11 protein-coding genes and 1 pseudogene are annotated in these 14,585 nt (G+C 61.2%); 4 read left to right on the top strand and 8 right to left on the bottom strand.

What is annotated here, in order from left to right:
• Positions 1–16: 16 nt before the first annotated feature.
• Positions 17–1,345, bottom strand: a complete 1,329-nt coding sequence (locus tag HMPREF1219_RS01785; protein ID WP_051120501.1) for a YkvI family membrane protein — start codon at positions 1,343–1,345, stop codon at positions 17–19.
• A gap of 228 nt (positions 1,346–1,573) precedes the next feature.
• Between HMPREF1219_RS01785 and HMPREF1219_RS01780 the strand changes: the two genes are divergently transcribed.
• Together HMPREF1219_RS01780 and HMPREF1219_RS01775 are read left to right on the top strand one after the other, a co-directional pair.
• Positions 1,574–3,160 carry an aspartate:alanine exchanger family transporter gene (locus HMPREF1219_RS01780; protein ID WP_040426755.1) on the top strand — a complete coding sequence of 529 codons (1,587 nt, stop codon included), beginning with the start codon at positions 1,574–1,576 and terminating at the stop codon, positions 3,158–3,160.
• A gap of 70 nt (positions 3,161–3,230) precedes the next feature.
• Entirely contained in the window at positions 3,231–3,911 is a 681-nt protein-coding gene (locus tag HMPREF1219_RS01775) for a 6-carboxyhexanoate--CoA ligase (RefSeq protein ID WP_040426753.1), read from the top strand.
• Between the two features lie 126 nt (positions 3,912–4,037).
• Here HMPREF1219_RS01775 and HMPREF1219_RS01770 read toward each other — a convergent pair whose 3' ends face one another.
• From HMPREF1219_RS01770 to gatC, 5 genes are all read right to left on the bottom strand, one after another.
• Positions 4,038–5,069 carry a 6-phosphofructokinase gene (locus HMPREF1219_RS01770; RefSeq protein ID WP_016457299.1) on the bottom strand — a complete coding sequence of 344 codons (1,032 nt, stop codon included), beginning with the start codon at positions 5,067–5,069 and terminating at the stop codon, positions 4,038–4,040.
• Positions 5,070–5,079: 10 nt separating this feature from the next.
• Positions 5,080–5,718: an MFS transporter gene (locus HMPREF1219_RS13145; RefSeq protein WP_245554370.1), complete on the bottom strand. Its 639-nt coding sequence runs from the start codon at positions 5,716–5,718 to the stop codon at positions 5,080–5,082.
• 30 nt (positions 5,719–5,748) lie between these two features.
• Positions 5,749–6,000: a hypothetical protein gene (locus HMPREF1219_RS13140; protein WP_245554369.1), complete on the bottom strand. Its 252-nt coding sequence runs from the start codon at positions 5,998–6,000 to the stop codon at positions 5,749–5,751.
• A gap of 176 nt (positions 6,001–6,176) precedes the next feature.
• Complete coding sequence (gene gatA, locus HMPREF1219_RS01760) at positions 6,177–7,673, bottom strand: Asp-tRNA(Asn)/Glu-tRNA(Gln) amidotransferase subunit GatA (protein WP_016457296.1); 1,497 nt, start codon at positions 7,671–7,673, stop codon at positions 6,177–6,179.
• A gap of 3 nt (positions 7,674–7,676) precedes the next feature.
• The gene (gene gatC / locus HMPREF1219_RS01755; protein WP_016457295.1) at positions 7,677–7,970 is read right to left on the bottom strand and encodes an Asp-tRNA(Asn)/Glu-tRNA(Gln) amidotransferase subunit GatC; all 294 of its coding nucleotides are present in this window, start codon (positions 7,968–7,970) and stop codon (positions 7,677–7,679) included.
• Positions 7,971–8,271: 301 nt separating this feature from the next.
• On the opposite strand from gatC, the gene HMPREF1219_RS01750 reads away from it, so the two are divergent.
• Positions 8,272–8,952, top strand: coding sequence for an ACT domain-containing protein (locus HMPREF1219_RS01750; protein ID WP_016457294.1), 681 nt, complete (start codon positions 8,272–8,274; stop codon positions 8,950–8,952).
• A gap of 152 nt (positions 8,953–9,104) precedes the next feature.
• Here the strand turns inward: HMPREF1219_RS01750 and ligA are convergent, their stop codons facing one another.
• The gene (gene ligA, locus HMPREF1219_RS01745; RefSeq protein WP_040427085.1) at positions 9,105–11,177 is read right to left on the bottom strand and encodes an NAD-dependent DNA ligase LigA; all 2,073 of its coding nucleotides are present in this window, start codon (positions 11,175–11,177) and stop codon (positions 9,105–9,107) included.
• 227 nt (positions 11,178–11,404) lie between these two features.
• Here ligA and HMPREF1219_RS01740 point away from each other — a divergent pair, with 227 nt between their 5' ends.
• Complete coding sequence (locus tag HMPREF1219_RS01740; RefSeq protein ID WP_016457292.1) at positions 11,405–12,076, top strand: 3'-5' exonuclease; 672 nt, start codon at positions 11,405–11,407, stop codon at positions 12,074–12,076.
• Between the two features lie 223 nt (positions 12,077–12,299).
• On the opposite strand, the pseudogene HMPREF1219_RS01735 reads toward HMPREF1219_RS01740, so the two are convergent.
• Positions 12,300–14,585 (bottom strand): annotated as a pseudogene (locus HMPREF1219_RS01735) (hypothetical protein); the annotation flags it as partial.

Here is a 14,585-nt window from a genome sequence, read left to right as displayed (position 1 = left end):
TCGCGGCTGTAAGGAGTTAGTTGGTGCCTGCGCGGTTGTTGATGGTGGAAATATCATCAAAGGAGGCTCTCTTCCCCTCTTCGTCTGCTGAATATTCCACATCCGAGTCACTATCCAGCGCCTGGACTACTTCCTCGGTGACGGTATCCTGCAGGTCCTCGTTTTCCACAGGAGACTGTTCCACCAATGTCGCGAGCTCGCGCTCCTCTTTCTCGGTGAGGTCGCCCTTGTCCGGGTGCTCGTGCTTGTAGAACAGCTGACGGATGCGCACGCGCCGCTGCGATTCGGCTGAAATCTTCGGGCGCTCCCGCAAATACGCGATGACAAGGGTGGACACCAGAACCACACCGAGGTAGCCGAGCGCCGGGTACACAACCCCCATGAGATCCTGGAAGCCGATGAAGCTCACCGCCCACCCGACAACCGCCGTGATGGTGAAGTACATCCGGAACTTCGACTGCTTGCCTGCCGCGAGCCTGCGGCCCAGGGCGTAGAACATGCCGATGCACGTGTTGTAAATCATCGCGAAAACGATGAACACGATGATGTAGCCGGTCCATCCCTGCATTTGCTGGAAGAGGGCGAGCATGGGAACATCCGCGCCCACCACGTCATCAATGTTGATGTAAATGGAGACGGCCGCCATGAGGAGCAGCACCATGTACACCACGCCACCGGCTAGGCCACCGACGCCCGCCTCACGCGGGTCGAGGTAGTTGCCGCCAATGACGAGAACCATGGACACGCCCAGGATGAGGGCGAGCCCGGCGTAGTTGACCGCGGACAGCCACCACGGGGTGACGGGCATCTCAGCAGTAGCGGCGGCCTGGCTGAGAGCCTCCGTATCGATGGGCAGCTGCGTCATGGAATAGCCAAAAGCCACTATGACCATGATGATGACAAGCGGCGTGAGTGCGCCGATGACGTCGGTGATCTTTTCCACGTCCAGAAGGCCGGAGATGAGAACCAACCCCAACATCACAGTCGAGCCGATCCAGGCGGGCCAGCCGAACTGTTGCGTCAGCGTGGAGCCGGCCCCAGCGAGCATGACGAACCCGAAAGCGAACAGCGTGATGATGACCGCGATATCGAGGAACCGAGCAACCACGGCGTGCGAGATAGACGTGAACACCTTGTTGTGCTCGTCTGCCTGGAAGTAGCTTCCCAGCTGCAGGATAACGAGTCCCGCGCCGGCGATGATGGCACCTGCGACGGCGGCCCCGATGAGCCCCTTGGACCCGGCGGCAACGAAGTACTGGATCACCTCCTGGCCGGTGGCGAAGCCCGCACCGACCAAGAGGCCGATAAAGGCGAGAGCGATGGACAGTGTTCGTCTAAAAGACACACATACCTCCATGGTGGACAATAGTTCTCGGCCGATTGTACACACCATGCGCATAATTTTTAGCGCTGTATGCTGCAAATTCTTGTGTTTTGAGATGGTTTTATGCCAAATGTGTCATTGTTTTCAGTGCGTATCGGGGGTGCTCATCGGTTTTCACAGTGGCAGAAAAAATCTTGCAAACCCCTCGCCCGTTTTCAGATTTCACCTTTATCTGAGAACATAAAGGGCGTGATTGACATTCTTGCGGAAACTCCTATCCTCACACTTTTCGTAGTGATCGCATTGGGCACCGTGCTCGGCTCGATCCCGTTCGGACCATTGCGTTTCGGCCCCGCCGGGGCGCTCTTCGTGGGGCTTTTCGTCGGCGCGCTCGACCCGCGCCTCGGTGAAGGCATGGGGCTAGTCCAAACCGTCGGGTTGGCGCTCTTCGTCTACACCATCGGCTTGGCGGCCGGGCCGTCGTTCGTCCGCGAGTTCAAACGCCAGTACAAGCTGTACATCGGCGCCACAGTCATCCTGATCCTCATGGCCGGATGCGCCGTTGCCACGGGTAAGTTCCTGGGTATTGAGCCCGGCATGGTCGGCGGCATGTATGCCGGCGTGCTCACAGCCACCCCCGCCCTCGCGGCGGCCCAGGACGCACTCGACGGCGCCATGAGCCCCGCCGTGGGTTACTCCATCGCCTACCCCGTCGGTGTCATCGTGACCATGATCGCGCTGACGATCCTCGCCCGCTTCACCTTCCCCGGCAAGAACGACCCAGCGCACGCCGCTTCCGAGGGCCTGGTGAACACGACCGTCGTGGTGGATAACCCGATGCGGGTGTCGGAGATTCCGGGCATCGCCTCGGTCCCCGGCACGTACGGGGGTTCGGTGCGCGTATCGTACCTGCGCCGAGGCCCGCACACCTTTGTCGCGCACCCTGCCCAGGAGCTGCTGGAGGGCGATGCGATTGTGATTGTCGGCTACCCGCAGGCGGTGGACACCGCCGTGGAGGCCGTCGGCCACGTTGCGGATCTCAATCTCACCGAAGACCGCTCAGAGGTCGATTTCCAGTGGATTTTGGTGTCCGATTCACACCTGGCTGGCCGGACTATCGCTGACCTCTATATCCCGCTGCGTTACGGTGCCATCATCACCCGCATCCGCCGTGGCGACGAGGTCATGCTCGCCGAGGCCGAGACCGAGGTGCAGCTGGGCGACCGTGTGCTGGTGGTGTCCCCCGTCGGGATGCTCAGCAAGGTGAAGAGCTACCTGGGCAACTCGGAAAAGGAAAACACAGAGGTTGATTACATGACGGCGGGCATGGGCATCGCCCTCGGCGTCGCCCTGGGGCTGATCACCCTGCCACTGGGCGGGGCCGCCGTCGCGCTGGGAAGCGCCGCCGGCCCGATGGTCGTGGGTATTTGGCTCGGCTACCTGGAACGCACGGGGCCGTTCGTGTGGGGAATGCCTGCCTCCGCCAACCTCACCATCCGGCAGTTCGGGTTGGTCATCTTCCTCGCCACGGTGGGGCTCTCGTCCGGGCAGAAGTTCGCCTCCACGGCCTTCAGCGCCGAGGGCCTCAAGGTGGGGCTCGTCGCCGGTGTGCTCCTCAGCGTCATGCTCGTGCTCGTCGGGTTTGTCGGGCGCACGCTCGGCCTTTCCATGCCCCGCACGGCGGGCGCGATGGCGGGCTTCGTGGGCCAGCCGGCGCTGCTCACCCATGCTCAATCGCTTGTCGACGATCCCCGCACAAACTCGGGCTACTCCGCACTGTTTGCCATCGCCATGATTGTGAAGATCATCGCGGTTCAGGCGGTCGTCATCCTTTAGGGTGTTAGCTCCGGCACATTGCCACCGATTGGTCACGGTGTTGAACAAATAGGCCCTACACTGGTGAGGTGTGAGCGATGATTATTTTTCCGTCCGCATGCGTGCCTCCCGCGGTGGGACGCACGTCTCCGGCGCTGAACGAATTACCAAGCAGGTCTACATTCCGACGATCACATCGGCGTTGACATCCCGCGCGCTGAACCACTCCTTCGGCGTGCCCGATGAGATCCACATCACCGTGGACCAGGTCCGCACCACTCCTCTCATCGTCGATCAGCTCCCCGTGAAGAACATGAGCGAGGTGGGCGACCTCCTCGATGGCCTCCCAGAGATCGGCTACCATATTGCGGCGAGCGAGATCCGGATGCGCGGGGCGACCCTCATCGATGTCCACACCGGGGCCCGCCTCGAGCCGGACCCGGAGCGCGGTGTGCGCGTATCGATGATGGACTGGGAGTTCACCCCCATCACAGAGGAAGAGGATCACTTCCGTGAATCCGTCGCATTGGCCACCAAGGTGCACCACTGCCCGGGAATGGTGGCTGAGCTCGCGATCAGCAACGATCCTGGCTTCACCAGCGGCTACGTGGTGCGTAACGGGGTCTTCCACCGGATCCCCAAGATGAAGGAGCTGGGCCAGCACGGCGGCGGCCGGGCTTTCTACCTGGACACAACGGTGACGACCCCGCAGGAGGCCATCGCTTTCTTGGAGCATCGTCCGGTTCTTGTTCGCTCTGAAACGCCGATGTAAATCTTCTGCCCCTTGTCCCCGTACCTCTACGTGGCTTCCTCCCGTCCGCAGGGAGCCCACGAACTCCTCACAAAAAGCCTCTGCTCCGGCTAGTGCCGGAACAGAGGCTTCACTTGTGCAGGCGTATCAGCCGAACAGTGCTTGCGCGGTGGCGTAACGGGACAAGGGCACGGACTTCAGTGTGCCCACTGCCTCCTCCAGGTCAATGAGCTCGATGTGCTCACCGTGCAGGGCCACGCACTTGCCGGACTCGCCCCGGTGGGCAGCACGCGCTGCTGCGACACCGTAGCGGGTGGCGAGGACGCGGTCGAAGGCCGTCGGGGTGCCGCCACGCTGGATGTGCCCGAGAACCATGGTGCGCACGTCGTGCCCCAGGCGCTTGTGGATCTCGTCGCCGATCACCTGGCCGATGCCGTTGAACGTCTTGTGGCCGAACTCGTCCTCTTCGCCCTCCTTGAAGTCCATGGTGCCCTCCTTGGGCAGGGCTCCTTCCGCCACGCAGATGATGCCATACTTTTCGCCCATCTGGAAGCGGCGCTCCATGGCCTTGCAGATCTGGTTGATATCGAAGGGGAACTCGGGGATCACGGTGTAGTGAGCACCGCCAGCCATGCCCGCGTGCAGCGCAATCCACCCCACGTGGCGGCCCATGACCTCCATGATCATCACGCGGTTGTGGGATTCAGCGGTGGTGTGGAGGCGATCGATGGCATCCGTGGCCACGGAAACGGCGGTGTCGAAGCCGAAGGTGTAGTCCGTGCCGTTCACGTCGTTGTCAATGGTTTTTGGCACGCCGATGACGGGGATTCCGTTATCGGCCAGGAACTTCGCGCCTTTAAGGGTGCCCTCGCCGCCGATCGGGATGAGAGCGTCAACTTCCGCCTCGCGGAGGTTCTCCTTGATCTGGTCGATTCCCGCCTTGAACTTGTCTGGGTGCAGGCGGCCGGTACCGAGGATGGTGCCACCGCGCAGGAGGATCTTGTCAATCGCTGCGTCGTCGTAAAGCTGAACCCGGCGGTCCTCCATGAGGCCTACCCAACCGTCCTGGTAGCCCACCACCGTCGAGCCGAACTCGGAGCTCGCAGTACGGACAATTCCTCGGATCACGGCGTTGAGGCCGGGACAGTCACCACCGGAAGTTAATGTAGCAATACGCATAGACCCGATATTAGCGAACGTTTCCCGGTTTAGAGAGTTGAGACCGCAAGGCCTCGTTTCCTCGCAGGTCACACCTACGGCCACGCGCCCGGAACACCATGGTCGTTCGCACGAGATTCGTGGGATGGTAGGTGAGGGCGTACACGCACGCACGGGGAACCGGAACCGAAGAACATGGCGGGGCAGATTCTCCCGGTGGGACCGCGCCTAGGCACCGCATCCCTAGCAATTCCCTGCGGGGTGGGGCGCACACGTGTACGCCCCACTCGGCGCGAGTGCCAAGAAACGTCACCAAGCGCCTACCAACGCCAGCTGGCTTTTGCGCTGACGCGTCCGCTCGATCAGGCAGAACAGCCCAGCCGCGCGTGGCACCCCACGTCCCCACGCCGAGGAAGGCCACCGATAAGACGATGCACACCTGGTAAATGTTGAGCGCCTGGAGCAAACCTGTCACGATGACGAGCCCGATGGGAGAGGCGAACAGCCCGATGGCGTTGTACAGAGAAAAGGCACGACCACGGATCTCGTTGGGCACTGTCTGCGTGACGATCACCATGATGAGTGGGCCGAACAGGCCCCCACCGATGCCGGCGAGGATCATGCCTACGATGGGCGTCCAATTCAGCTGGACGGCAACAAAGAAAGCCATGCCGACGATTTCAAAGCTCGCCGCCACAACCTACACCCAGCGCCTGCGCGTCGTACCCCGCCAGGCGATGACCGCTCCGCCAACAAATTGCCCCACGGCGTAACAACTCTTGGTAATTCCTAGCAGCCCCGGCCGGTCTATCGCCTGGAAGTGTGCGGGCAGCAGGACAGAAATGAGTGGTGCCACGCACACCGTGGAAGCAAGCGAAACGATCGCGATCAACCGGATGGATGGGGCCTCCAACACGCGCTTCCACGAGGCAATGCGATTGCACAGTGACAAATTTCACAAAAAGGGGCCTTCGAGCACACACTGCTCGAAGGCCCCTCACGGTGAAAAGACGCACCGCGGTCACTAGCGCTAGTGACCGCGCCCGCACACGCCGGCGATGCCATGGCCGCCGTGGAATCTACACGGCACGGAGTACAAAACTGGCCATGCGGTGTGACATTGTCTGGCTAGGAACGCGCCGCCTCAAATGCTGCCCCCACCTTGTACAGGCGATCATCCTTGAATGCAGGAGCCATGATTTGCAGCCCAACAGGAAGGTTTGTATCGCTTGCAAGTCCCGCCGGAACGCTCATGCCACCTAGGCCTGCCAGGTTGAGCGGCAACGTGAACAGGTCGAAGTTGTACATGGCCAGCGGGTCGTTGACCTTCTCCCCCAGCTCGAAAGCCGTGGTGGGGGTGACGGGACCAACGAGGACGTCGGCGGATTCGTAGGCCTTGGCAAAATCCTGTGCGATGAGCGCACGGACGCGCTGCGCCTTGAGGTAGTAGGCATCATAGTAGCCCACGGACAAGGTGTACGTTCCGGCGAGGATACGGCGCTTCACCTCCGGGCCGAAGCCTGCGGCACGCGACATGCTCATGACCTCGGCGGCGGAGTGCGACCCGTCATCGCCCTCGCGCAGGCCATACCTCATGCCGTCAAAGCGGGCGAGGTTGGAGGAAATCTCGGAGAACTGAATGAGGTAGTACGTGCCGATGGCATCGTCGAAGTGCGGGCAATCAACCTCAACGATTTCCGCGCCGAGTCCACGCAGAGTCTCGATGGACTGGCGGAAGTTCTCCAGCACGCCGGGCTGATAGCCGTCACGCACGAACTGCTTCACCACGCCGACCTTCACGCCACTGAGGTCGGCCTTGGCACCCTCCTTGGCAGCGGCGACCACGTCCGGGATCGTCACATCAACGCTCGTGGCATCGTGCGGGTCTGCGCCACCGATGACGGTGTGCAGAAGTGCCGCGTCCAGCACGGTGCGGGCACACGGACCGCCCTGGTCGAGGGAGGATGCGCACGCAACGAGCCCGTAGCGGGAGACTCCACCGTAGGTTGGCTTTACGCCGACGGTGCCCGTCAGCGCGGCAGGCTGGCGGATAGATCCGCCGGTATCGGTGCCGATGCCGATGGGGGCCTCGCCAGAGGCGAGCGCCGCCGCAGTGCCGCCGCCGGAGCCACCCGGCGTCCGGTTGAGGTCCCACGGGTTCTTGGTCACGTGATAAGCCGAGTTCTCGGTGGAGGAGCCCATCGCGAACTCGTCCATGTTGGTCTTGCCCAGGATCGGAATGCCCGCCTCGCGGATCTTCCGTACCACCGTCGCATCGTAGGGGCTCATGTACCCCTCGAGGATCTTAGAGGCGCAGGTGGTGGGCGCATCGGTGGTGACAAACACGTCCTTCAAGGCCAGCGGCACACCAGCCAGCGGCGAGGCCGGCTCTTCCCCCGCAGCAATCGACTCATCCACGGACTGTGCCGCGGCGAGTGCCGCGTCAGCACCGACGTGGAGGAAAGCGCCGAGCTCACCATCGACGGCCTCGATGCGATCGAGGTGGGCCTTGGTCACCTCGACGGAGGACACCTCTTTGTTACGGATCTTTTCGGCCAGCTCCGCGCCGCTGAGAGACGTCAGTCCCTCGGTGGATTCTGCGAGAAAAGTATTGTTCGTGCTCATGAGTTACTCCCCCAAAATCTGCGGTACGACGAACTTGTCATCTTCGGCCTCTGGCGCCTGGTCCAGGGCCTGTTCCTGTGTCAGCGAAGGAGCCACGGTATCCTTGCGCATCGCAGTGTGGGTGGCGTGTGGGTGGCTCATCGGCTCGACACCCTCGGTATCCACGTTCTGTACCGCCGATACGTGACCGATAATGCCATCGATCTGGCTAGCGAAGGTAGTGATCTCTTCTTCGCTCAGCGCCAACCTCGCCAGTGTTGCAAGGTGAGCGACCTCATCGCGAGAAATTTGAGGCACGCGAGCATCCCCTTTTCTTTACTCTTCTTATATTTTGACTTATATCCTGAACACGGTGACAAAAGTTGTGACGACGGTTCCGGCGATGATGTCGAACCCGTGCCTAAAAAGTCATCTTCTTTGTGTCACTTTACTGTCATTTTACTTTGCCACTCTACTGTACCGGTGCGCACTCCAGCGGTCGCCTTTGCAGCCCCTGTTCACACCCACCAAACATACCAAGCTGTCTAGTTCTTCCGGGCGTGGGGTACAATGCCTATGTTGAACCGCAATCAATAACTAGTTAAAGGCAGTGAGAGCGATGGTGACCTCTTATCTCATCCGTGTACTCCTCCCCGACGAGCCCGGGGCCCTGGGTCGGCTCGCAAGCTCCGTGGGACTCACCGACGGCAACATCCAATCCGTCGATGTTGTCGAGCAGTTCCCGGATGGCACGGTCATGGATGACATCGTCATCACGCTGCCCCAGGGGGCACTTCCCGATACCCTGGTAACGGCTATCCAAGAGGGCGAGATTGCGGTTGTTGATTCCATCCGCCCATTTTCTGGGCGCGTGGATAGGCGCGGGCAGGTACGGATGCTGGCAACCTTCGCCGAGCACTCGCAAAATCAGGCCACAGCGCTGGGCGAGCTGGCCAGAGTCATGCCACAGACGATGACTGCCGGCTGGTGCATCATCCTCAAGAAGTCTCCAGTGCTCACGCGCGTGGCGGCCTCGTCGGCCGCCCCTTCTGAAGACGGTACGTCCCCCAAGGGCGTGAAGATTGGCACGTGCAGGATGCTCGATCCTCAGACCGAGGCCTGGATCCCAGAGTCGTGGGCGCTTCTCGACGCCTCCCTGGCAGCCACCCCTCTCACCGGCACCGACCTCGTCATGGTGATCGGCAGGCCGGGTGGGCCCGATTTCCTCGGTTCGGAAATCACCCACCTCGGGGACCTCGGCGTCATCATTGGTGCGATGATCGCCTCGCACAATTTCTAGGAAAGTAGGCTCCCGCCGCCTGTGGCACTGCCCGCTGTCACGAGCGGGCACAGTGAGATCCAGCTGCCGCCTCCGCGTGGACACATCCCCGGCGCGGCAGAGTGAGCCCGCGGACTCGCACTAGCGGTCCGCGTGGCCCACGGCACGGAAATCTAGAGAAGAGTCGCCACAGTGCCGGTTTCCAGGAGCTCCTCAAATTGCTGCTCGTTGAGGATCGGCCGCCCGAGCTCCTCGGCCTTCGCCGCCTTGGAACCCGCGTTCGCTCCGACGACCACGTAATCCGTCTTCTTGGACACGCTCCCCGCAGCCTTCCCGCCACGGGAGACGATGGCTTCTTTCGCGCCGTCACGGGTGAAGTTCTCCAGGGATCCGGTAACCACCACGGTGAGCCCGGCGAGAGTCTGTGGCTGTTCCTCGCCCTGTTCTTCCTCCATTGTGACGCCGGAGGCCGCCCACGAATCCACGATGTGACGGTGCCACTCCACCCCGAACCACTGGGTGATCGAATCCGCAATAATCTGCCCAACACCATCGGTGGCTGCTAGCTCTTCCTCACTGGCACTGCGGATGGCTTCCATAGAGCCGAATTTTTGGCCGAGCGCCCGCGCCGCCGTTGGTCCCACGTGCCGGATGGACAGTCCCGTGAGGACCCGCCACAGATCCGTGTCGCGCTGCGACTTCAGCCCCTCAATGAGCTTCTTCCCCGCCGCGTTCACCGCCCCCTTGGAGTTGGTGTACACGTTGGAATCCAGAAGGTCTTCCTCCGTGAGGTTGAACAGTTCAGCCTCATCGGTGAGGATGCCCGTGCGCACCAGATCCCACGCGGCCTTCTCCCCCAGTGCCTCGATATCAAAAACACCACGGCCGGCGATGTACTCGAGCCTTCCTGCGAGCTGGCCGGGGCAGCTTTGGGTGTTGGGGCAGCGCCAATCGGCATCTTCTTCCTTTGCGGGCGCCAACCGGGTCCCGCACATGGGGCACAGGGTGGGGAAAACAAACGGCCGCTCCGAGCCATCGCGGCGATCAGCGAGTGGCCCGAGCACCTCGGGGATCACCTCACCAGCTTTGCGGATCACGACATCGTCGCCGATGAGCACTCCCTTGCGCTTCACCTCGGATTGGTTGTGCAGGGTGGCCATTTCCACGGTAGACCCGGCGACGGTGACGGGTTTCATGACTGCGAACGGGGTGACCCGGCCAGTCCGGCCAACGCCCACCCGAACGTCGAGAAGCGTCGTCACAGCCTCCTCGGGAGGATACTTGTACGCGATCGCCCACCGTGGGGCCCGGGAGGTAGCACCCAGTGCCCGTTGCTGCTCCCTGTTATCCACCTTGACCACCATGCCGTCCATCTCAAAGACGGCGTCGTGGCGGTGATCGGCCCATTTCGCCACCATCTCGTGGATCTCATCGTGCGTGTGCAAAACCTGCGTGTACTCGGAAACGGGAAGCCCAAAGGCCGCCAGCGCTTCGTAGGCCTGCGATTGGGACTCGAAGGTGATGCCCTCCGCCACCCCAACACCGTGGCACACGAGGGTGAGGCGACGCTTCTTTACCGCCTGCGGATCTTTCTGACGCATCGAGCCGGCAGCGGCGTTGCGGGGGTTAGCAAACGGCTTCTTGTTTTCCTTCTGTCGCTGCTCGTTGACGAGCGGGAAATCCTCAATGGCGATGTACACCTCGCCGCGCACCTCGAGTACCGAGGGAATGGGGAACTTCTCGTTTTTCTTGAGGGTATCGGGGATGCCGGCGATCATCCGGGCGTTTGCGGTGATCTCCTCCCCCACGCGACCATCCCCTCGCGTGGCTGCGGAAACAAGTTCCCCATCCCGGTACACCAGGTCGATGGACACCCCATCAATTTTCAGCTCCACCGAGTAAGAATCCGAGGGCGTGCGGATGAGCCACTGCTCCAACTCTTCCTTGCTGAACACGTTGTCCAGGGAGTACATGGGTTCGAGGTGCTCCAGATCCGCAAAACCAGACCCCTCCTCTACCGGCGCACCGACCTCCAGCGTCGGGCTCGAGGGGACCCGCAGCTCGGGGTGTTCCTCCTCCAGGTGCTGGAGCTTGCGGTACAACGCATCGAACTCAGCGTCGGTGATTTCCGGCGTGGCGTTGTAATACCGCTGACGGTGGTAGCGCACCTGAGCGGCAAGATCCTCCCACGCTGCACGGAGGGCGGAATCGGTGGTGGTGGAAGCGGGCGAGTTCTTTTCTGGCACGCCCACAAGTGTACTCACTGCGCACTCGCGCACCGCCTGCCCAATCTGTCACCAACATCCTTCGCCGTGACGCGACCCCACCACGGTTCTGCCAAGAAGTGTGGAACGTGGCAACAAAGCCAACGGAAAAAGGATCACCACCTGCTCCCCGTTCTACGTGGATACCGGGTGGTAGCCTGATTTTATACTTTTTCACCAGCCTGCAGCGTTTTGTGGAGGATTGACACGTGTACTCCTTTAACCCATCAAAAATGGTCGCTTTCGACCTCGAGACGACCACGAATGACCCGTTCAAGGCCCATGTGGTGACTTCCTCCGTCATTCGCATCGAGGGGTCGAACGTGGAAGAGACCTACCTCCTCGCCGACCCCGGGGTACCCATCACCCCTGAGGCGGAGAAGGTCCATGGCATCTCCAATGAGTACGCCAAACAGAATGGCGAGCCGCATGACTCCGTCATTGCCAAGACGATCGAACTCATCCGGAAGGGCTGGGAGGACGAGTGCACGCTGATCGTGTTTAACGGCTGCTTCGACCTCACCATCCTGCACTGCTTTGATCCCTCCTTCACCATCGACGGTCTGGTACTCGACCCGTACGTCATTGACAAGAAGAAGGACCACTACCGCTCGGGCCGGCGAACCTTGACAGCGCTTTCTGAGTATTACGAGATTCGGTTGGATAACGCCCACAATTCAAGCGCCGATTCCCTTGCTGCTGCACGGATCGCCTGGAAGCAGGCCCGCAAGTGGCCGGAGATCACCTCGATGGATGGCGATACCCTCATGGAAAACCAGACCGTGTGGTACTACGAGATGCAGTCCGATCTGGCCAAGTACTTTAAGGGTCAGGGCAAGAACGTTAATGTCAACCTTGCCTGGCCCCTGCAGGTGCGTTAAGGAGAAGCACCGAACAAGCGCCGAACACGCGTCAAACAACCACTGTCTACCCCACCACTACGCCTGAGGCCCGCCGGCTGCCCCCTGTTCCGTTCCGCGCGCTACACGGTGAGTGCGGGCGTGGATATACAGCAACGCATGTGTCTCCGTTTTTCCAGACACGACAAACCGCCCCCAGCAACAGTGTTGCCGGGGGCGGTCCGCCTAGTTGAACGGGAAGAGGTTACTTTTCTTCCTTGTTCTCGTTAGTACCTTCTGCGGTGTTCTCGTCGGTGGGCTCGACGGACGAACCATTGACGGGAACCATCTTGTCCTCGGAGGACAGGTTGGCGTTCTCTGCATCGGAGACCTTGGAGAAGTCCCAGCCCACGCCGGTGGTGCACTTGGAGGCGTAGTACGCACCCGTAGCCGCGATGAATGCGGCCGCACCGAGGAGGGCGAGGATGCCCGGGATGTTGATCTGCGCACCGATGGAAGCGAGCCACGCGTTACCGTCACGGACCCACTGCGGCTGCTCGTACCCGTTGTTGCCAAACGGGTTCAGGCGGCGGAGCTCATCCTGAACGGATGCCGGCAGAGCCGGGATCTCAATCTGGGTGAGAGCGCCGATCGCTGCGAGCGGGAAGCCCCACAAAAGCGGGTTGGACCAGGAGTTGGTGGCCAGCTGGAAGCACTTGCCGGCGCTGGAGCCTTCAGCACTGCCAGCGTTGGTGTTGTCCGCAGGATCAGTCCCATTTTCGCCCTTGCCGATTTCGCCTGGGTTGATGTCAGACTTGTTCGGGTCGGTTTGCTTGGAGCCATCCTTCGGGTTGAGCTCCGCACCGTCGGTGCGACCGTCATGATCCGTATCCGGGTCAAGCGGGTTGGTGTTCCCGGGCTTGCCGGAAGGATTGTACTTGTTGCCCTTGAACGGGTTCTGGGTTCCGTTGACCTCGTCACCATCGTTGATGCCGTCACCGTCGGTGTCGGCCTTATTCGGGTCGGTGCCGAGAGCCTTTTCCTCGTCGTTGGTCAGGCCATCGTTATCGGGATCGGCGGTGCCGTCGTAGGACGGGTTCTCACCAGGCGTGGAGTTGTCGTCCTTGCTGTTGGTGGGATCGGTGCCGTTTTCAACCTCGGTGCCGTCGTTAACGCCACCCTTGTCCGTATCCTTCTGGTTCGGGTTCGTGATCTTATCGCTGCCTTCTGCAGGATTGACCTCGTCGCCGTCCTTCAGGCCGTCGCCGTCGGTGTCAGGGTTCTTCGGGTCGGTGTTGCCCGGCTTGCCCTTGGGATCGAAGCGGTCGCCCTTGTAAGGGTTGCTGGTTCCGTTGACCTCGTCACCGTCTTCCAGGCCATCGCCATCGGAGTCGGGGTTCATCGGATCGGTCTTGGTCTTGTTGACTTCGTCGCCGTCCTTGAGACCGTCACCATCGGTGTCAGCCTTGGTCGGATCGGTGCCAAGCTTTTCTTCCTCATCGTCGGTCAGGCCATCGTTATCGGAGTCTTTATTGCCGTCGTCGGCAGGCTTCTTGGTGTCATCAGCAGGATCATTCGGGTCCGTGCCATTGTTCACCTCAACGCCGTCCTTGACGCCACCCTTATCCGTGTCAGGATCGTTCGGGTTCGTGTTACCCGGCTTGCCGCTCGGATCGAACTTATTATCCTTGTTCGGATTCTTGGTGCCGTTGACCTCGTCACCATCGTTGATGCCGTCACCATCAGTATCCGGGTTCTTCGGATTCGTCTTGTGGTTGTTGACCTCGTCGCCGTCGGTGAGACCGTCGTTATCAGAGTCAGGGTTCTTCGGATCAGTACCGAGCTTTTCCTCCTCCTCGTCGGTCAGACCGTCGTTATCGGAGTCTTTATTGCCGTCGTCGGCAGGCTTCTTGGTGTCATCAGCAGGATCATTCGGGTCCGTGCCATTGTTCACCTCAACGCCGTCCTTGACGCCACCCTTATCCGTGTCAGGATCGTTCGGGTTCGTGTTACCCGGCTTGCCGCTCGGATCGAACTTATTATCCTTGTTCGGATTCTTGGTGCCGTTGACCTCGTCACCATCGTTGATGCCGTCACCATCAGTATCCGGGTTCTTCGGATTCGTCTTGTGGTTGTTGACCTCGTCGCCGTCGGTGAGACCGTCGTTATCAGAGTCAGGGTTCTTCGGATCAGTACCGAGCTTTTCCTCCTCCTCGTCGGTCAGACCGTCGTTATCGGAGTCCTTGTTGCCTTCGTCGGCAGGCTTCTTGTGGTCGTCGGACGGATCCAGCGGATTCGTGCCGTTCTTCACCTCGTCGCCGTCGTCGACACCGCCATCGTCGGTATCCCGGTCCTTCGGATCGGTCTGGGTCTTATTCACTTCGCGGCCATCGGTGAGGCCGTCGCCATCGGTGTCTTTGTCCTTCGGATCGGTCTTGTGGTTGTTGACCTCGTCGCCATCCTTGAGACCGTCACCATCGGTATCCGGGTTATTCGGCTCCGTCTTGGTCTTGTTAACCTCGTCGCCATCCTTGAGACCGTCACCATCGGT

This window comes from Corynebacterium pyruviciproducens ATCC BAA-1742 (assembly GCF_000411375.1).
Classification (GTDB): Bacteria; Actinomycetota; Actinomycetes; order Mycobacteriales; family Mycobacteriaceae; genus Corynebacterium; species Corynebacterium pyruviciproducens.
The sequence above is the reverse complement of the archived record's forward strand: the minus strand, read 5'-3'. Positions and strand labels throughout refer to the sequence as shown.

What these genes read in the sequence shown, in the direction of transcription:
- HMPREF1219_RS01750 (WP_016457294.1), top strand. Translation starts at nt 8,272, where the DNA reads ATGGTGACCTCTTATCTCATCCGTGTACTCCTCCCCGACGAGCCCGGG.
- HMPREF1219_RS13145 (WP_245554370.1), bottom strand. Translation starts at nt 5,718, where the DNA reads ATGGCTTTCTTTGTTGCCGTCCAGCTGAATTGGACGCCCATCGTAGGC.
- HMPREF1219_RS01770 (WP_016457299.1), bottom strand. Translation starts at nt 5,069, where the DNA reads ATGCGTATTGCTACATTAACTTCCGGTGGTGACTGTCCCGGCCTCAAC.
- gatA (WP_016457296.1), bottom strand. Translation starts at nt 7,673, where the DNA reads ATGAGCACGAACAATACTTTTCTCGCAGAATCCACCGAGGGACTGACG.